General features: G+C 58.6%; 20 protein-coding genes, 1 tRNA gene and 1 pseudogene. 12 read left to right on the plus strand and 10 right to left on the minus strand.

The features are described 5' to 3' along the window. Positions 1 to 26: 26 nt before the first annotated feature. Positions 27 to 452 (minus strand): helix-turn-helix domain-containing protein, encoded by a 426-nt coding sequence (locus KSS91_RS07040; RefSeq protein ID WP_217837437.1) that lies wholly within the window; start codon positions 450 to 452, stop codon positions 27 to 29. Between the two features lie 300 nt (positions 453 to 752). Between KSS91_RS07040 and KSS91_RS07045 the strand changes: the two genes are divergently transcribed. The 3 genes from KSS91_RS07045 (at position 753) to KSS91_RS07055 (ending at position 2,743) form a co-directional block, all read left to right on the plus strand. Then, positions 753 to 1,031 carry an Ogr/Delta-like zinc finger protein gene (locus KSS91_RS07045; protein WP_217837438.1) on the plus strand — a complete coding sequence of 93 codons (279 nt, stop codon included), beginning with the start codon at positions 753 to 755 and terminating at the stop codon, positions 1,029 to 1,031. Positions 1,032 to 1,033: 2 nt separating this feature from the next. Next, positions 1,034 to 1,396 (plus strand): hypothetical protein, encoded by a 363-nt coding sequence (locus tag KSS91_RS07050; RefSeq protein WP_217837439.1) that lies wholly within the window; start codon positions 1,034 to 1,036, stop codon positions 1,394 to 1,396. 132 nt (positions 1,397 to 1,528) lie between these two features. Beyond that, a complete protein-coding gene (locus tag KSS91_RS07055) occupies positions 1,529 to 2,743 on the plus strand; it encodes a class I SAM-dependent methyltransferase (protein WP_217837440.1) in 1,215 nt (404 codons plus the stop codon). Here KSS91_RS07055 and KSS91_RS07060 read toward each other — a convergent pair. After that, positions 2,734 to 3,708 (minus strand): DMT family transporter, encoded by a 975-nt coding sequence (locus tag KSS91_RS07060; RefSeq protein WP_217837441.1) that lies wholly within the window; start codon positions 3,706 to 3,708, stop codon positions 2,734 to 2,736. The two genes, KSS91_RS07055 and KSS91_RS07060, sit on opposite strands and share 10 nt — an antisense overlap. Before the next feature lie 295 nt (positions 3,709 to 4,003). Here KSS91_RS07060 and KSS91_RS07065 point away from each other — a divergent pair, with 295 nt between their 5' ends. The 3 genes from KSS91_RS07065 (at position 4,004) to KSS91_RS07075 (ending at position 5,414) form a co-directional block, all read left to right on the plus strand. After that, positions 4,004 to 4,585 carry a DJ-1/PfpI family protein gene (locus KSS91_RS07065; RefSeq protein WP_217837442.1) on the plus strand — a complete coding sequence of 194 codons (582 nt, stop codon included), beginning with the start codon at positions 4,004 to 4,006 and terminating at the stop codon, positions 4,583 to 4,585. Positions 4,586 to 4,599: 14 nt separating this feature from the next. Continuing rightward, positions 4,600 to 4,905 (plus strand): ribbon-helix-helix domain-containing protein, encoded by a 306-nt coding sequence (locus KSS91_RS07070; RefSeq protein ID WP_015093879.1) that lies wholly within the window; start codon positions 4,600 to 4,602, stop codon positions 4,903 to 4,905. A gap of 164 nt (positions 4,906 to 5,069) precedes the next feature. Next, entirely contained in the window at positions 5,070 to 5,414 is a 345-nt protein-coding gene (locus KSS91_RS07075; protein ID WP_217837443.1) for a YegP family protein, read from the plus strand. Positions 5,415 to 5,548: 134 nt separating this feature from the next. Here KSS91_RS07075 and KSS91_RS07080 read toward each other — a convergent pair whose 3' ends face one another. Together KSS91_RS07080 and KSS91_RS07085 are read right to left on the minus strand one after the other, a co-directional pair. Further along, positions 5,549 to 6,436 carry a dihydrodipicolinate synthase family protein gene (locus KSS91_RS07080; protein WP_217837444.1) on the minus strand — a complete coding sequence of 296 codons (888 nt, stop codon included), beginning with the start codon at positions 6,434 to 6,436 and terminating at the stop codon, positions 5,549 to 5,551. Positions 6,437 to 6,470: 34 nt separating this feature from the next. Beyond that, complete coding sequence (locus tag KSS91_RS07085; RefSeq protein ID WP_217837445.1) at positions 6,471 to 7,253, minus strand: aldolase; 783 nt, start codon at positions 7,251 to 7,253, stop codon at positions 6,471 to 6,473. 159 nt (positions 7,254 to 7,412) lie between these two features. Between KSS91_RS07085 and KSS91_RS07090 the strand changes: the two genes are divergently transcribed. Continuing rightward, a complete protein-coding gene (locus KSS91_RS07090) occupies positions 7,413 to 7,955 on the plus strand; it encodes a helix-turn-helix domain-containing protein (protein WP_217837446.1) in 543 nt (180 codons plus the stop codon). A 99-nt stretch (positions 7,956 to 8,054) separates the two neighbouring features. Here the strand turns inward: KSS91_RS07090 and KSS91_RS07095 are convergent, their stop codons facing one another. Beyond that, positions 8,055 to 9,074, minus strand: a complete 1,020-nt coding sequence (locus KSS91_RS07095) for a DUF4917 family protein (RefSeq protein WP_217837447.1) — start codon at positions 9,072 to 9,074, stop codon at positions 8,055 to 8,057. Positions 9,075 to 9,333: 259 nt separating this feature from the next. Here KSS91_RS07095 and KSS91_RS07100 point away from each other — a divergent pair, with 259 nt between their 5' ends. From KSS91_RS07100 to tam, 5 genes are all read left to right on the plus strand, one after another. Beyond that, positions 9,334 to 9,972 (plus strand): LysE family translocator, encoded by a 639-nt coding sequence (locus tag KSS91_RS07100; RefSeq protein ID WP_217837448.1) that lies wholly within the window; start codon positions 9,334 to 9,336, stop codon positions 9,970 to 9,972. Between the two features lie 79 nt (positions 9,973 to 10,051). Then, entirely contained in the window at positions 10,052 to 11,404 is a 1,353-nt protein-coding gene (locus KSS91_RS07105; RefSeq protein WP_217837449.1) for a sensor domain-containing protein, read from the plus strand. A 118-nt stretch (positions 11,405 to 11,522) separates the two neighbouring features. Further along, positions 11,523 to 11,681 (plus strand): KGG domain-containing protein, encoded by a 159-nt coding sequence (locus KSS91_RS07110; RefSeq protein ID WP_007976786.1) that lies wholly within the window; start codon positions 11,523 to 11,525, stop codon positions 11,679 to 11,681. 73 nt (positions 11,682 to 11,754) lie between these two features. Beyond that, complete coding sequence (locus KSS91_RS07115) at positions 11,755 to 12,258, plus strand: DUF4142 domain-containing protein (RefSeq protein ID WP_217837450.1); 504 nt, start codon at positions 11,755 to 11,757, stop codon at positions 12,256 to 12,258. A gap of 204 nt (positions 12,259 to 12,462) precedes the next feature. Beyond that, positions 12,463 to 13,233 (plus strand): trans-aconitate 2-methyltransferase, encoded by a 771-nt coding sequence (tam, locus tag KSS91_RS07120; RefSeq protein WP_217837451.1) that lies wholly within the window; start codon positions 12,463 to 12,465, stop codon positions 13,231 to 13,233. A 291-nt stretch (positions 13,234 to 13,524) separates the two neighbouring features. Here tam and KSS91_RS07125 read toward each other — a convergent pair whose 3' ends face one another. From KSS91_RS07125 to KSS91_RS07145, 5 genes and pseudogenes are all read right to left on the minus strand, one after another. Then, a complete protein-coding gene (locus tag KSS91_RS07125) occupies positions 13,525 to 14,253 on the minus strand; it encodes a class I SAM-dependent methyltransferase (protein WP_217837452.1) in 729 nt (242 codons plus the stop codon). A gap of 175 nt (positions 14,254 to 14,428) precedes the next feature. Next, positions 14,429 to 14,698, minus strand: coding sequence for a short-chain dehydrogenase (locus KSS91_RS07130; RefSeq protein ID WP_102699017.1), 270 nt, complete (start codon positions 14,696 to 14,698; stop codon positions 14,429 to 14,431). Positions 14,699 to 15,178: 480 nt separating this feature from the next. Continuing rightward, a complete protein-coding gene (locus tag KSS91_RS07135) occupies positions 15,179 to 15,538 on the minus strand; it encodes a helix-turn-helix domain-containing protein (protein WP_217837453.1) in 360 nt (119 codons plus the stop codon). Beyond that, a pseudogene (locus KSS91_RS07140) lies at positions 15,538 to 15,839 on the minus strand (type II toxin-antitoxin system HigB family toxin). The gene KSS91_RS07135 and the pseudogene KSS91_RS07140 overlap by 1 nt, the downstream one beginning before the upstream one ends. A 251-nt stretch (positions 15,840 to 16,090) precedes the next feature. Further along, positions 16,091 to 16,164 (minus strand) — tRNA-Gly (locus KSS91_RS07145). Positions 16,165 to 16,190 lie beyond the last annotated feature (26 nt).

Here is a 16,190-nt window from a genome sequence, read left to right on the forward strand (position 1 = left end):
CATGCAACTTCGGATGACACAGTTCATCAGGTTTCATTCGAAGGTTTGAGTGTTGCCAGGATGGTGGCCATTTCGGAAAGCCTGAGTTCCATATCACGCAGTCGTTGCTTTTCCTCGAGTGCGTTTTGTATGGCGCAGCGATCGTTTTCGTCGAGCAACCGCCAGAGCGCGAGAATGGTGTTTTCCCGTGTGGTGTTTTCCTGACCACTCTCCGAAGAATCAGTAATTGTTTGTCTCAAAATCGGCCCTTCGCCCAGCAACAGCCAGTCAAGGGATATTCCCCGGGCTTGCGCGATTTCTACGCATAATGAGTAAGGTGTGCTGTCGCGGCCTCGCCAGCTACTAAGGGTTTGCGGGCTGATCTGTAGCGCGGAAGATAAAGAAGCATCGGTTTTTGTACCGGTAACTTGCTTTAGACGAGCCAGAACAGCTTGTGATTTTTTGCTACGCAATTTGAGCCGCTTCCTTTTGACATATGCTTTTTGAGTGCCTAATTTATGCGTAATGAGTACTTTTTTTCTTGTAAGTAATCAATCATCAAAGATGAGTCAGAAGAATACGATGTCGAAACTTCCTAATGGTATCAGGGGGATTTCCTACGAGCATGGCTCGACCCCATTACGCGTCTGCCCGATGCAGTTCCTTATGCCTGGCAGACACTGTTCGCAAGCCCGGAGTGCCGCGATGAACGCCTCAAGCAGTATTGCGTTTGATCAGGTTGATTGCCACCCAATGACCCTCGGGATTCAAGCATGAGTACTTATAAAATGGTGTGCCCGCACTGCTTGAGCCGGATGCGCATCCGCACCAGCGAAGGCCGTCATATTTTCCTGCGGGTGGCGTATCTGCAATGCACGTCGGAAGCTTGTGGTTGGTCCGTGCGTGCCGAATTTGAAATGACCCATGAGCTTTCGCCCAGTGGCATGCCTAATCCGGCCGTACGCCTGCCTTGCGCCGGACCCGATTTGCGCCGTGCTTCCCGGCCTGTTGCCGTCGGTCCTGACACGTTAGAAGCGCCACAGGAGACTTGAGCATGAAGGTTACCGATGAAAATGCAGGTCTGAATGAGGAGTTATTGGCTATTGCCCAGGCGTTTCTGGGGCGTCATGAAAGTGAAGGGGGGATCGATGATCAAGTCCTGTTCTGTCGCGCGGTGAAGCATCTGCAGAGTATGGATGTACCGATGTTCCTGGCCGAAAGGATGGTTAGCCGTGCCTATGGCTTACTCAAGTCGTGCAATGATCGTCGGCGCCTGGACATCGATGCAAGTTCCGAAACGGTCGCCGTGGTGACCGACCCTGCCAATGGCCTGACCTGGGCAGTGCCAGTGGGACTGATCGTCAAACACATCATTAATTCACCGAACAATCGCAAGCTTCGTCTGGTGGAACCCTGAGGCTTCAACGTTTGTATCGAGGTCCTGGGCTGCGTGACTGGGACCTGCCACAAAATAACCCCGTGCCCAAAGTCCTCGTCCACCTTAAAATACCGGCATTCTCCGATTTGCATCGCCTGAGGCCGTTTTTCCATGTCCGTCACCGCCACTCCCGCCAGCCTCGCGCCGGATCATCACGCCCAGTTCATCGAGCTGCTGCAAGCCAGCCTCGAGCACAATGCGTTCATCAAACTGGTGCTGGCCAAGTACGCGGGCGATGAAACGGACCTGCAGCGGATCATCATCAAGCCGGTGACGGTCAAGGCGCAGCCTTGCCTGTCTTTCGTCTATCGCTACAAGACCCGCGATATCACCAAGAACCTGGCGCTGGCCGAAGGCGTGGCGAGCATTGCCGGGTTGCTGCCGGCGTCGTTCAAAAATGCGCATTTGTTGTCGTTGACCGACGAAGCCCAGCTTGAATACAGCAAAAAGGGCAAGTCATCGCTGTTCAAGAGCAAACCTCAACAATTGCGCGAAGTGCCATCAGCCGAGCACAACCGTGAAAAAAACCGTTTTCTTGACCTGAGCCGGCCGTTTCTCGCCGACCTGGGGGTGACCAACAAGCAGCATGAACTGATCCCGGCGATGTCGCGCAAGTGGAAGCAGATCAACAAGTTCATCGAAGTGTTCAGCCATGCACTGACCTCGTCACCCCTGGCGCTGGACAAACCGGTGCGTGTGGCAGACTTCGGTTCGGGCAAGGGGTACCTGACCTTCGCCATCCACGATTACCTGCGAAACACCTTGAAAGCTGAAGGCGAAGTGACCGGTGTCGAGCTGCGTGAAGACATGGTCACCCTGTGCAACACCGCGGCCGCCAGGCTTGAGCACCCCGGCCTGGTGTTCAAGTGCGGAGACGTGCGCAGCGTGGCACCGAGCGAGCTGGACGTGATGATCGCCCTGCATGCCTGCGATATCGCCACCGACTATGCGATCCACACCGGTATCCGTTCCGGCGCGTCGATCATCATGTGCTCGCCTTGCTGTCACAAACAGATCCGCCTGCAAATCCAGAGCCCGGCGCTGCTCAAGCCGATGCTGCAATACGGCTTGCACCTGGGCCAGCAGGCGGAGATGGTCACCGACAGTTTGCGCGCGTTGTTCCTTGAGGCCTGCGGCTACGAGACCAAGGTGTTCGAGTTCATCTCGCTGGACCACACCAACAAGAACAAGATGATCCTGGCGGTCAAGCGCGCCGAACCGGTGGAACCGGCCCAGCTATTGGCGAAGATTCAGGAGCTGAAGGATTTCTACCACATCAGCGAGCATTGCCTGGAAACGTTGCTGCGCGCTGACGGCTACCTCTGATTCTGTGGGAGCGGGCTTGCTCGCGAAGGCGTTGGGTCAGTCGATATTGGTGTTGAATGTGGAGCGGTATTCGCGAGCAAGCCCGCTCCCACACTGGGTTTGATTGCGGTCTTGCGGCCCAGCATCACCGTCACAATGACCCCACCGGCAAACAGCCAGGTGATCGGCTCCACATGTTCACCGAAGAACAGCGCCGAGAAGGCGATGGTGAAGAAGATCTGCAACAACTGAATCTGGCTGACCCGGGCAATGCCGCCCATGGCCAGCCCGGCGTACCAGGCGAAGAAGCCGATGAACTGCGAAAACAGCGAGACATAACCGAAGGCCCACCAGGTCCTGGCGGAAATCCCGCCCTGGTGTTGCAGCGCCAGATACACCACCGGGCCGATCAACAGCGGCGTCGACAGTACCAGCGCCCAGCAGATCACCTGCCAGCCGCCCATCTCCCTGGCCAGTCGGCCTCCCTCGGCGTAGCCCAGTCCGCCCACGGCAATGGCGCCAAGCATCAGCAGGTCACCGGCCTGAATGCTGCCGGCACCGCTGATCAGTGCATAACCGAGTACCAGCGCACTGCCCAATGCGGCGCAGGCCCAGAACGCTTTCGAAGGCCGTTCGTGGGAAAGCCACGCGGCGTACAGCGCCACGCACAGCGGCTGCAAACCATTGACCAGCGCGCCGTGGGACGCCGGCAAGGTTTGCATGGCCCAGGCCGACAACACCGGGAAACCGAGAATCACCCCGGCCATCACCAGGGTCAGGCCTTTGAGCTGTTTCCAGGTCGGCCATTTTTCCCTGTGCCACAGCAACAGCACCGCCGCCGGAACCGCCGCAAACAATGCCCGGCCCAGGCCGTTGAGCAGCGGGTGGAGTTCCTGCACGACGATCCGCGTGAAGGGCAGGGTGAGGCTGAAGATCACAACGCCGAGCAGGCCCAGGGCCATGCCGGTGTTTTCGCGCGAGGACATGATGGCAACCAGAATTTTGGGTGATGAGGTAAGGCTCCATATAGCCATAAACCATGGGTTGTCCGCTGTTACAGCTAGGCACAGACTTATCCGTACAGTTTGCGGGCCTCTTCGCGAGCAAGTCGGATCGCCGCACCGCCGCTCCCACATTGGAATGCGTTCCCCCTGTGGGAGCGGGCTTGCTCGCGAAGAACGATAACGCGGTCCATCAGGTAGTAGCCGGTTGTTACCCGGCCCGCCGGATAAGGACTACCTTGAATACTCCTGCACGCCCACTTCCAGAGGAGTCCTCCCCATGGCTGCGAAAAAAATTCTGATGCTGGTTGGTGATTACGTCGAAGACTATGAGGTGATGGTGCCGTTCCAGGCGCTGCTGATGGTCGGTCACACGGTGCACGCCGTTTGCCCGGACAAGTCTGCGGGCCAGACCGTGCGCACGGCGATCCATGACTTTGAAGGCGACCAGACCTACAGTGAAAAGCCCGGTCACCTGTTTGCCCTCAACTTCGATTTCGCCAAGGTCAACGCCGCCGATTATGACGCCGTGCTGATTCCGGGTGGCCGTGCGCCGGAGTATCTGCGCCTGAACGAAAAGGTCCTGGAGCTGGTGCGCGCATTCGACAAGGCCGGCAAGCCGATCGCCGCCGTGTGCCATGGCGCGCAGTTGCTGGCGGCAGCGGGTATTCTCGAAGGCCGTGAATGCAGCGCTTATCCGGCCTGCGCTCCGGAAGTGCGCCTGGCGGGCGGTACGTATATCGACATCCCGGTGACGGACGGCTATGTTCAGGGCAATCTGGCCACGGCGCCGGCCTGGCCTGCGCACCCGAACTGGCTGGCCGGTTTCCTGGGGTTGCTGGGTACCAAAATCACGCTGTAACGAGGGACATGTCCATGTGCGAGCTGTACGTCAAAGCCGACCCGATTCTTTACGAATCGCGCTCCCGCTCGCTGCGCATCTGCGGGGTGGTCACCACCCTGCGGCTGGAAAATCAGTTTTGGGACATCCTCAGCGAAATCGCCGAGGTCGACGGCATGACCACCAACCAGTTGATCGCCAAGCTGTATGAAGAGGTGATGGACTATCGCGGCGAGGTGGTCAATTTCGCTTCGTTCCTGCGGGTCAGTTGTACGCGGTACTTGAGCCAGCGGCGGACGCAGGCGCCGGAGTTGTCGGTGGTGCGGGCAGTGGCGAAGTAGTCAAAACTGCGTCGCCCCCTTCGCGGGCAAGCCCGCTCCCACAGGGATTACGCTGATCCTGTGGGAGCGGGCTTGCTCGCGAAGGGGCCGGTACAGGCGACAGAAACACCTGGCTGGTCTTTACTGTGAAGCGCACAACCTCTCAATCGCCAAGGAGAAACAGCATGTCCGGATGGTATGAAGTGAGCAAAAGCAGCAATGGCCAGTTCAGGTTCGTCCTCAAGGCGGCCAACGCCGAGACCATTCTGACCAGCGAGCTGTACACCACCCACGCCGCCGCCGACAAAGGCATCGCCTCGGTCCAGGCCAACAGCCCGCTGGATGAGCGCTACGAGAAAAAAACCACCAAGGATGGCCATCCGTATTTCAACCTCAAGGCCGGCAATCACGAAATCATCGGCAGCAGCGAGACCTATTCCTCCGCTGCCGCCATGGAGAAAGGCATCGCCAGCGTGAAGGCCAACGGCCCGAGCAAGGTGGTCAAGGACAAAACCTTACCGGTGCTTTGAGATCAACACATATCCCCTGTGGGAGCGGGCTTGCTCGCGAAGGCGATGGAACATTCAACACATATGCTGAATGTGACGACCTCTTCGCGAGCAAGCCCGCTCCCACATTTTTTGGTTTTGTGTGTGGCTGAGAATCAGCGCAGGGTTTTCAACAGCCCTTGCAACTGAGCGCAACCCGCCTCACCCAACGGAAACACCGGCAGCCGCGGCTCCCCCACCTCCAGACCTGTCGCCCGCAAACCCGCCTTGATCGTCGCCGGCAAGCCACCCTTGAGGATGAAATCCAGTAGCGGCAACTGGCGGTAGAACAGCTCCCGGGCCTTGACCAAGTCGTTGGCCAGCACTGCATCATACAAATCAAGGTTGAGTTGCGGGATCAGGTTCGGCGCAGCGGTGCACCAGCCTTTCGCGCCAGCGGCAAAGGCCTCCAGGGCCAGCGGATTGCAGCCGTTGTAGAACGGCACCTGGCCGTCGCCGAGACGTTGCAGTTGATGCATGCGCTGGATGTCGCCGGTACTCTCTTTGACCATGGTCACGTTTTCCACGGCCTTGACGATACGCAGGATCAGGTCCACCGACATGTCGGTGCCGCTGGTGGCCGGGTTGTTGTAGAGCATGATCGGCACGCCGATGCTGTCGCCGATGGCGCGGTAATGGGCGAGGATTTCCGCTTCACTGAGCTTCCAGTAGGACGCGGGCAGCACCATCACCACATCGGCACCATGGGCTTCGGCGAAGCGCGCGCGACGCACCGCTTTGGCGGTGGTCAGGTCGGACACGCTGACAACGGTCGGCACGCGTTTGGCCACGTGCTTGATACTGAATTCGCTGACCTGATCCCACTCCGCGTCGCTCAGGTAGGCACCTTCACCGGTGCTGCCCAGCGGGGCGATAGCGTGCACGCCGCCCTCGATCAGGCGGTCGATGGAGCGCCCGAGGGCGTCCAGGTCAACGCCTTCGCCATGGACGGTGAAAGGGGTGATGGTGTAGCCGATGATGCCGTGAATGTTGGCGGTGGACATGGTGTCTCTCCGTTCAAAAAGGTCTGGGTTCAGTTCAGTTCAGGCAATCGGCGTGTTGGCGCAGGCTCTGCCGGGCGTAGTAGTTGAAAGCGGCGGCGTGACGTTTCGGGCGGGCAATCCAGTCATGGGCTTCACGGCCCAGCGCGGGGATGATCGGCTTGATGGTCCCGGCGCTCATCGCCAGCAATTGCAGCTTCGCGGCACGTTCGATCAGTTGCGCGATGACACAGGCTTCCTCGATGGTATTGCCGGTGGACAATTGGCCGTGGTGCGAAAGCAGGATCGCCCGCTTGTCGCCCAACGCCCCGGCAATCAATTCGCCTTCCTCGTTGCCCACCGGCACACCTGGCCAACCCTCGAGAAACGCACAGTCTTCATAGAGCGGGCAGAGGTCCATGTGGGAAATCTGCAACGGTACTTCCAGCATCGACAAGGCTGCAATGTGGGTCGGATGGGTGTGGATGATGCAGTTCACATCCGGACGGGCGCGATACACCCAACTGTGAAAACGATTGGCCGGGTTGGGCATGCCGTGGCCTTCTAGCACCTCCAGGTCTTCGTTGACCAGCAGCAGGTTGCCTGCGGTGATTTCGTCGAAACCCAGGCCCAGTTGTTGAGTGTAGTAAGTGCCGGGCTGCGGGCCACGGGCGGTGATTTGCCCGGCAAGACCGGAATCGTGACCGTGCTCGAACAGAATGCGGCAGGTCAGGGCCAGCTTTTGCCGGGCGGTCCACGTATTATCCGCCAGGGTATTTTGCATTTGGCTCAGCGCGTGCTTGACCAGTTGCTCTTTGGGCAGTGCTAATGTCTTGGCCATATCGGTGTCCTTTGGGTGATTCAATGGACGTCGGGTTTGTCGCTCACCGGTTCCTCGCAAAGTCGTCGGTGAGCGCAAATGACACTAAAGAGCCTAAATGACACATTGTGTCATTGGCAAGGACAAATCGTTGCCTCCTTGATGGATTAATCGCTCCACATGTCTATCCGTTTGAAATTACTAAGAAAAAAACTTGGCGTGACATTGGAAGCGCTGGCCGAACAATCCGGCATGACCAAGAGTTACCTGTCGAAAGTCGAGCGCGGCTTGAACACGCCGTCGATTGCGGCAGCGTTGAAACTGGCCAAGGCGCTGAACGTGAAGGTCGAGGAGTTGTTCTCTGAAGACAACGCCGGCCTCGACAGCTACAGCCTGGTGCGCAGCCACGAGCGGCAACCTTTGGGGGCCAGCGGCAACAATCCGGGTTACGCGGTGCTGGCCCATCAGGTCAGTGAACGCAGCCTGCTGCCGTTCATCATTTACCCGCCGGCGGAGTTCACCGACAAAACCTTCAAGGAGCATCTGGGCGAGGAGTTTCTGTTCGTCCACGAAGGGCGGGTGGAAGTGGACTTCATGCACGAGCGCGTGCTGCTCGATCGTGGCGATGCGCTGCACTTCAATGCGCAAAAACCGCACCGGATTCGTTCGGTGGGTGAGGTACAGGCGCAGTTGCTGGTGGTGGTGCACAGCACCGAGGAATGAGTCAACCTTAAAAGCTTCGCGAGCAGGCTCGCTCCCACAGGGGTCATGTACTTTACTGTGGGAGCGAGCCTGCTCGCGAATGCGTCAGATCAGTCGCCGCTAAACCTCGACTGGAACGGTCAGCTTCGGGCCACCCAACGCATGGCTCTTGGAATCAAAAAACCGCAACTCAACCCCCGTCCCCTCAAACACCTTCGCGTAATGCCGCTTCTGGTGCTGGATGAAGGCCTTGCTGCGCGGGTAAATCGAGATCGCCAGCACCTGCGGTTTCGCCAGGCGCAAAGCGTGGATGATGTGGCTGTCCTGCTCCCCCAACGCATGGCCGAAGATGCACAGCGCCTGGCCGTGACCGAGCAATTGCTCGTAGCAGAACGACAGATAATCCGAACTGCGAATGGTCTTGAGCTTGTCCGCACTCGGCCCTTCGTTGACGAACAGCGGCACGTCGTCGAGGGTCTTGATCGTGTTGTTGATGGCGAAGTTGCCCAGCAACGTGCCCTCGGTCGACATCAGCTTGCGCGCCGTGCCGTCCTGGTTGCGCACCAGGTGCAGACCGCCGTGCAGGTACAGCAAACGGGTCTTTTCGGTGGCTGTGTCGCTCAGGTCGAAAGCGGGTTCGGCACCCTGGAACAGATCGGTGATCGCCTCGGGCCGGTGTTGCACCGCCCAGTAGTTGATCAGGTCGTAATTGGTGGTGAACACCGTGCGGTAGCTGGCCAGTTCCTGATTGATGGTCGCCAGCGTCGAAGGCACCACCAGTCGCCACGGGATATGCACCGCATGCACGGTGTTGATCAGCGCTTCCTTGATCGCGTAATAACGATTGCGCGGGGCGGCGGAGCTGACTGCCAGGGCCTTGTTGACCCGGCTGGTGGTTTTCAGCGCGCTCAGTACCTGCTCGAAACTGCGAGTCTGCATCGCGTCGAACACGCTCAGCTCGGACGGGCTCAGGGGTTTTTCTTCAACGGTGCGGGCATTTTCGAACAGCGACTCGTAGCCGAAATCGTCCCAAACCGCGCGACTGGCACCGTTGCCCACCAGCAAACCACTGAACGAAGCGGTGCTGCGCAAGGCGTTCCAGTCTTCAAGTTGGGCGTCGACATCCTGGAAATCGGTCATTGCGGTCTTCGTCTCACGGCAAAAGGTCTTTGGGCGGCGACTTTATCACGACCGGCTGCCCGACCACGGCACGACGCGGGCGAAGAACGTTATGCTGCGACTTCGCCCGAGCCGACTTCGCCGAGTACCCGTTGCTGCAAAAAAAGCCTGATCCGCCGTCTCGATGCGGGGATGAAGTTCTTCGACGATCTGTAAGTCGATGTTGCGGGACCTGATATAGACTGGCCACCATTTACCCAGCAGTACAAAAGGACGCCGCATGACCCCATCGCTACTAATGGCCGTGCTTGCCTCGGGATTTATCTACGGCATCACCCCGGGACCGGGCGTGCTGGCAGTGTTCGGCATTGGCGCGGCCCATGGGCGACGGGCCGGGGCGGGGTTTCTGTGCGGGCATTTGCTCGGCGATGTGATCTGGTGCGGCACGGCGTTGATCGCGATTGTCGGTGCTCGGGAGATCGGCAGTACCGCGTTCGACGTGCTGGGTGTGCTTAGCGGCCTGTACCTGTTCTGGCTCGGCTGGCGTGCGGTGCGCGCCCGGCGCAGCAATGGCGATGCGCCACAGGGTCCGGCGCGGCAGCCGTTCTGGCATGGCATTCTGTTCGGCCTGACCAATCCCAAGGCTTATCCGGTGGCGGTGGCGACATTCACGGCGCTGTTGTCGAGCCGCGCGGAACTGCTCAACTGGTCAATGCTGCCAGCACTGATTGGCCTGAGCTTTGTCGGTGGATTGCTCGCCTACGCTATCCTCATCGGCATCGTTGGGGCTCGGCGGGTGCGCACTTTGTATCAACGTCATGAACTGGCGATCACCCGGTTGTGCGGGGTAATGTTCATCGGCTTTGCCATCAACGCGCTGGTCCATGCGTTGCCGGGGCTGATGCCGAACAAGGCTTGAATGTGATCACAAGGAAGCAAGGCCGACCGGGCAGGGATGATTGATGAGCGCTGCATTATCGGGACACCCACGCTGAACCATGGAAAACCGTAATTCCGCGCCACTGGCGAGCTATATCGATCTGTTGCTGGACGCCGTTTGTGCAGTGGACAAGCAGGGCCGCTTCGTCTTTGTCAGTGCGGCGTGCGAGCGCATTTTCGGCTACAGCGCCGATGAAATGATCGGTCAATTGATGATCGACATGGTGCACCCCGCAGATCGCTTGCGTACCCTCGATGCCGCCCGGGAAATCATGGGCGGCGAGCCCAAGCTCAACTTCGAAAACCGCTACCTGCGCAAGGATGGCCGTGTGGTGCACATCCTCTGGTCGGCACGTTGGTCCGAGGTCGACCAGTTGCGCATTGCCGTGGCGCGCGACATCACCGAACGCAAGCAGGCCGAATCCCGGCAGGCCGCGTTGTATGCGATATCCGAAGCGGCCCACGCGGCGGAGGATCTGCTGGCGTTGTTCAGGCGCATCCACATGATCATCGGCGAGTGGCTGCCTGCGCTGAATTTTTCCGTGGCGCTGTACGACGAGCACTGTGCGCAGCTCAATTTCCCTTATCACGTCGATGACCAGGAGCCACAACCCGAACTGCCCGGGACCATGACCGGGCGGGTGTGCACCGAAGTGATCCGCACGGGGCAGCCGATCCTTTTGACCCCGAACCCGAACCCGTGCACGCCGTCTGCCGGCTTCGAAGCGCTGATGACCGGGCAGAACGCACCCTGCTGGCTGGGTGTGCCGCTGAACTCGCAGAACGGCACCATCGGCGCGTTGATCGTCAAAAGCGTTCCGGGCGGCGAGCGCTACACCGAGCAAGACAAGGAATTGCTGCAGTACGTCTGCGCCCAGGTCGCGACGGCCATCGAGCGCAAGCAGTTGCACGCCCGCCTGCAACATTTGGCCCAGTACGACCAACTGACCCAGCTACCCAACCGTGAACTGTTGCGCGACCGCCTCAAGGCGTCACTGCAATTGGCCCGCATGGACGGCGGGCGCATGGCCCTGTTGTACGTCGACCTCGACCGCTTCAAGCAAGTCAATGACACCCATGGCCATGCGGTCGGTGACATGCTGCTGCAAGCGGTGGCCAACCGGCTCAAGGGCTGTGTGCGGGAAACCGACACCGTGGCCCGCATTGGCGGCGATGAATTCGTGGTGTTGCTGCACCGCATTCATGCCGCAGACGATACCGACATCGTGGTCGGAAAAATCCGTCAGGTCCTGGCCCGGCCCCTGCGTCTGGACGGGCACAACCTGAGCATCCATCCAAGCATCGGCGTCGCCCGATACCCCGAACACGGCACTGAAGAGAAGCAGTTATTCCGGTATGCCGACGAGGCGATGTACTGCGCCAAACGTGAGCATCACCTGCGAATGGTCTGATAGTCCGTACACCGTTCGTCGTGCGATCCACGCATTTTTCTAAACCTTTTGCGACGCGCAAATTCAGATTCTATGCGGGCGCCAGCTCGCCGCGACTATCACCAAGAGGAAGAGAATCATGCCTAATTCAAGAAACTCGAACTCGGGAAATTTCGCCAACGATCGAACGAAGGCGTCTGAAGCCGGTCGCAAGGGTGGGAAAACCACCACGACGACTGTCGATAAAGAACCTGCGAAACCCGACATGGGCCGCAAACCCGGACAGAAATCCAAGTAATGGATGCAGGTGGTTTTGATTGAGAAGCGGGGGCGCAAGCTCCCGTTTGAATTTGAAAAAGGAGGGCGCGACCATGAAACGGATGGCCACCCGATTATGTAATGCCAGTATTGCCACATTACTGGGCCTGTTTGCCAGCAACGCCTTCGCCCAGTCACCTGCCGAATTCATCGACGATGCGTCGGCCCAGGGCATGGCCGATATCGAGGCCAGTCGCCTGGCACACCAGAAGTCCGAGTCCAAAGAGGTCAAGGACTACACCATCGTCGTCATCAACGACCGCACCACGGCGAACCAGCACCTGGCGAAAATCGCCAGACAACTGGATTTGCCGGTAGCGCCGCGCGAAGAAATCGTCGAAAAGGCCAAAGCCCTGATGCCACAAGTCATGGAGGGGACGACCTTCGATGAGGCCTATACGGCCAGCCAGGTGAAGACCACGCAGCAAGCCATCGAACGGTTGCAGCAGGAGGCGCAGACCACCGACGTGCCGCAAATCAAGGCGTTCGCCGAAGAAACCCTGCCAAAATTGCAAAATCATCTGCAAATGGCCAAGGCCCTGCAAGCCAGAAGCTGATCATCAGCAATTATTCAGATTTTGCTGACCATTGACCTGGACGACGGTGCCGTCCAGGTCAATGGTCAGGCCTTCGCCAAGGCTGCGGTAGTGCTTTCTCAGTTTCTCCAGCTCAAACGTGAAAAGGTAGTTTTCTGAAACCTTTGGCGGCGCTCGCCGCGGTATCGTAGCGACCCGAGGACAACGCACCGACAGGAGAACGCAATGAGTTGGTCCGCCAAACAGTACGTCGCTTTTGAAGATGAACGCACTCGTCCCGCCCGAGACCTGCTGGCGGCCATCCCCGCCGGGGATGTGCGTTCGGCCATCGATATCGGTTGTGGCCCCGGTAACTCCACCGAGTTGCTGGTCGAGCGTTTTGCCAACGCCACGATCCGAGGCCTGGACAGTTCGACCGACATGATCGAGGCCGCACGCAATCGCTTGCCGCAGGTGCAGTTCGACATCGCCGACATCGACACCTGGAACGACGCAGGCCCCTTCGATGTGATTTTCGCCAACGCAGTGTTGCAGTGGCTGCCCGATCACGCGGCGCTGTTTCCTTCACTGTTGAGTAAATTGGCACCGGGTGGCAGCCTGGCGATCCAGATGCCCGACAACCTCAATGAACCTTCGCACCGCTTGATGCGTGAAGTCGCCGCTGATGGTCCTTGGGCCAGCAAACTGGCAGGCGCAGCCGGGCAGCGGACCGAGATGGCCGATGCCAGTGGTTATTACTCGATCCTCAAGGCCTGTTGCTCACGCGTCGATGTGTGGCGCACCACTTACCATCATCCGCTCGCAGGCGGCGCGTCTGGCGTGGTGGAGTGGTTCAAGGGCAGTGGCTTGCGGCCGTTTCTGGAACCGCTGGACGAGGCGGAACGGGCGCAGTATCTGAAGCAATACCAGGCGGCTATCGAGCGGGCGTATCCGGCCTTGGCCGATGGGGCGGTGCTGTTGCCGTTCCCGCGACTGTTTATCGTCGCGACTCGCTGATGAGAAAAAGGGACAGTTGATGAGCGTCACCTGTCCCTTTTATCGCTTGGAACAATCACGGCAGTTTGTTTTTTTTCGAGCGTCGGGCGCTCAAGTATTCAAAAGCAAACGAGGCAAAGCCGAACAACCCGATCAATGAAATGATCATGATTCCCAACTCTGAATTGTGCATGTCGATCTCGGGGCGATGGATGAGCCGGGAGAATAAGGGATCTATTTCCGAGCTCAACGCCGCGCTACGGTTTCTTTATTCGCGTGCCGGGATCTATACGCAAAAGATACGCGCGTGGCTCAGCGCTGAACGCCGACCAACATCATCATCGGCCGCTCGCGCTCTTCGGCCAGCGCCGGTTGCGCCGCCACCTCGGCATCGCTCGGCCCCCATTCGTTGACATGGCGAATGCTGAAACCCGCTGCAATCAGCAGGTTGAGCAAGGTGCCAATGGTGCGATGCTGCTTGATCACACCCTCGGCCAGCCAGTTGGTCACGCGCTCGCCTTCACGCTGATAACCGTCCACCGGCCAACGCTTGCAGCCCTCGGCATCGATGATCCAGCCAGGATTACGCGGTGCCATGAAGATCGGGTGCTCGATGGAAAACACGAACTGCGAACCGGGCTTGAGCGCCGCGTGCACATTGGCGAACAACCCCGGCAAGTCCTTGATGTAGTGCAACGCCAGGGAGCTGTAGGCCAGGTCGAAACCGCCGGCGGGCAGATGGAGGGCTTCCAGGTCGGCGCGCTCATAACGGATGTTTGATGCGGAGGTGGTTTTGCGTGCCTGCTCCAGCATCTTTTGCGAAACATCCAGACCGAGCACGCTGTCAGCCCCTTGCTCACTGGCCCAACGACAAAACCAGCCGTAACCGCAGCCGAGATCCACCACCTTCAAGCCCTGCATGGGCGGCAGCATGGCCATCAGCGCCGGCCATTCCGGCGCGGCATCGAGACCGCCGACGGAGCGGGCCATCTGGCTGTAGCCCTGGAAGAATTGAGGGTCGTCGTAGATGTTTTGGGTCATGCTCGGGTTGCTCTGTTGAAGTGTTCACATGATAAGTGAAGGCACCTGTGGCGAGGGAGCTTGCTCCCGTTGGGTCGCGAAGCGAGCCCGAACAGGGCCTGCTGCGCAGTCCAACGGGACGGTGCGGCGATCCGACAAGCTCCCTCGCCACAACAGCATGCCGCCCGGTGCAATCTTAGGACGGTTCTGCGTCCATGCGGCGAGCGATCACATCCAGCACATCGCAACCATCGCGCAACGGCACGCAGCAGAGCAATGCGAAGTCGCTCAGCACCACGGTGTCAGAGGTTAGGTCGCCGCGCATTGCAAGATTTTCGAGGAGTTGCGTTACCGCTCGGATGCGGTAACTGGCGGTGCTGAGCAGGGAGTGCAGCGGTTGGGTGGTGTTCACGTACAGCGAGGGGAGGTCGTCGGCGTTGCTGGTTAAAGCCATGAATTCTTTCATGAGTGATTCCTTGAATTGAGGTGAACCACCACTCAGTGTCGCCAAACAAAGGGTGGTAGCTGTACGCAGGTTGGCGAACCGGGACAAGGCAAACCGGCAGACCCAAAGGTCTCCCACGCACAGCCACCATAAACAGGTAGCCAAGTGCGTTCAGAAACGCTCCGAGATGGCTCGGAGGTTTCTATGCTTTGCCATCGAGTCGCCAAACCCGATACGCCATTTGGGCGCGGTCGGACTATAGGGGTCATGACAAAGGCACAGCAATGCGCAAGTGTACGGACAATTCCCAGTGTCGTGTAGGACATTGCTTTTTCTAGCGTTGATCTCTGTTGGGCCTATAAATGTGGGTCTTAGCACTAACGTTGGAGGGCGCATCACCAAATTCCGCGCACAAAAAAACCGGCCACATGGACCGGTTTTTTCTAACTCTGCGTCTCCCGTCAGACAACCTGTGCTGAGGTTGGAATTGGGGGAGAGCTATCAGGCTACACCCGCGAGCAAGCTTTCGTAAGGAATTCGCAACCCATCGTGCAGACGCTTGATCATTGACAGGCTCAATTTGCGTTTGCGGTTCAGTACCTCGGATACGCGTCCGCTTGTGCCGATAAAGGGTTCCAGGTCACGAGGAGTCAGGCCTTGCTGATCCATGCGAAATTTAATGGCCTCAATCGGATCGGACGGAGGCATTGGGTAATGCTCGTCTTCGTACTTTTCGATGAGCAGCGCCAGAATTTCCAGCTCATCACCCTCGGGTGAACCCATTTCAGCTCCCCACAGTTGTTCCACGCGTACAAATGCAGCGGTAAGGTCTTCTTGGTTGCGAATAGGTTTAATGTCCATCACACGGTCTCCGCGTTGATCTGATCGTACTGGGCGTGGGTGCCAACGAATCGTATGAAACCGAGCTGGCGCTGATAGTCGATTGCCATGATCACTCGGTATTTGTTGCCGCCGATGTTGAATACAACCCTGCCGCCCTTGAGGATGCTGGCCGTTCTCAGCTCCGCTTTGACCTCTTGCGGTGTGCCATAAACGGCTTTTCCATGTGCCGATACCATTCAACCAGTGGTGTTTCGGAGTCAGCATAAGCCGGGCTACTTTCCCAGAACTCCCGCAATGTCCCTTTTGCAATCACACGCACTGCACGTCCTCCCGTTTTGGGAGATGTTAGTCTGAGTTATGGAGAGTTGCAATCTCTGATGTCGTGGAGGAAATCCATTATCGAGACAAGTAAAACGTTAACAAAACGTGGATCTTGCGCGAAAACGCTAATTTTCAGGGTTTGGAGACGCTAACCCAAATCCCGCCCACAAAAAACCGGCCACTTGGACCGGTTTTTTCTGTCTCTGCATCCCCCGTCAAAACCACCCTGACGTGAGATCAAAATTCGATTGGAGCGGGTGAAGGGAATCGAACCCTCGTTATCAGCTTGGGAAGCTGGAGTAATGCCATTATACGACACCCGCTCGGAGCGCTGACTTTGTACCAGATA

The sequence above is a fragment of the Pseudomonas azerbaijanorientalis genome (assembly GCF_019139795.1).
In the GTDB taxonomy this organism is placed as follows: domain Bacteria; phylum Pseudomonadota; class Gammaproteobacteria; order Pseudomonadales; family Pseudomonadaceae; genus Aquipseudomonas; species Aquipseudomonas laurylsulfatiphila.

Coding starts and splice junctions, on each gene's coding strand:
- KSS91_RS07045 (WP_217837438.1), top strand. CDS start 753: ATGAGTACTTATAAAATGGTGTGCCCGCACTGCTTGAGCCGGATGCGC.
- KSS91_RS07050 (WP_217837439.1), top strand. CDS start 1,034: ATGAAGGTTACCGATGAAAATGCAGGTCTGAATGAGGAGTTATTGGCT.
- KSS91_RS07055 (WP_217837440.1), top strand. CDS start 1,529: ATGTCCGTCACCGCCACTCCCGCCAGCCTCGCGCCGGATCATCACGCC.
- KSS91_RS07060 (WP_217837441.1), bottom strand. CDS start 3,708: ATGTCCTCGCGCGAAAACACCGGCATGGCCCTGGGCCTGCTCGGCGTT.
- KSS91_RS07065 (WP_217837442.1), top strand. CDS start 4,004: ATGGCTGCGAAAAAAATTCTGATGCTGGTTGGTGATTACGTCGAAGAC.
- KSS91_RS07070 (WP_015093879.1), top strand. CDS start 4,600: ATGTGCGAGCTGTACGTCAAAGCCGACCCGATTCTTTACGAATCGCGC.
- KSS91_RS07075 (WP_217837443.1), top strand. CDS start 5,070: ATGTCCGGATGGTATGAAGTGAGCAAAAGCAGCAATGGCCAGTTCAGG.
- KSS91_RS07080 (WP_217837444.1), bottom strand. CDS start 6,436: ATGTCCACCGCCAACATTCACGGCATCATCGGCTACACCATCACCCCT.
- KSS91_RS07085 (WP_217837445.1), bottom strand. CDS start 7,253: ATGGCCAAGACATTAGCACTGCCCAAAGAGCAACTGGTCAAGCACGCG.
- KSS91_RS07090 (WP_217837446.1), top strand. CDS start 7,413: ATGTCTATCCGTTTGAAATTACTAAGAAAAAAACTTGGCGTGACATTG.
- KSS91_RS07095 (WP_217837447.1), bottom strand. CDS start 9,074: ATGACCGATTTCCAGGATGTCGACGCCCAACTTGAAGACTGGAACGCC.
- KSS91_RS07100 (WP_217837448.1), top strand. CDS start 9,334: ATGACCCCATCGCTACTAATGGCCGTGCTTGCCTCGGGATTTATCTAC.
- KSS91_RS07105 (WP_217837449.1), top strand. CDS start 10,052: ATGGAAAACCGTAATTCCGCGCCACTGGCGAGCTATATCGATCTGTTG.
- KSS91_RS07110 (WP_007976786.1), top strand. CDS start 11,523: ATGCCTAATTCAAGAAACTCGAACTCGGGAAATTTCGCCAACGATCGA.
- KSS91_RS07115 (WP_217837450.1), top strand. CDS start 11,755: ATGAAACGGATGGCCACCCGATTATGTAATGCCAGTATTGCCACATTA.
- tam (WP_217837451.1), top strand. CDS start 12,463: ATGAGTTGGTCCGCCAAACAGTACGTCGCTTTTGAAGATGAACGCACT.
- KSS91_RS07125 (WP_217837452.1), bottom strand. CDS start 14,253: ATGACCCAAAACATCTACGACGACCCTCAATTCTTCCAGGGCTACAGC.
- KSS91_RS07130 (WP_102699017.1), bottom strand. CDS start 14,698: ATGAAAGAATTCATGGCTTTAACCAGCAACGCCGACGACCTCCCCTCG.
- KSS91_RS07135 (WP_217837453.1), bottom strand. CDS start 15,538: ATGGACATTAAACCTATTCGCAACCAAGAAGACCTTACCGCTGCATTT.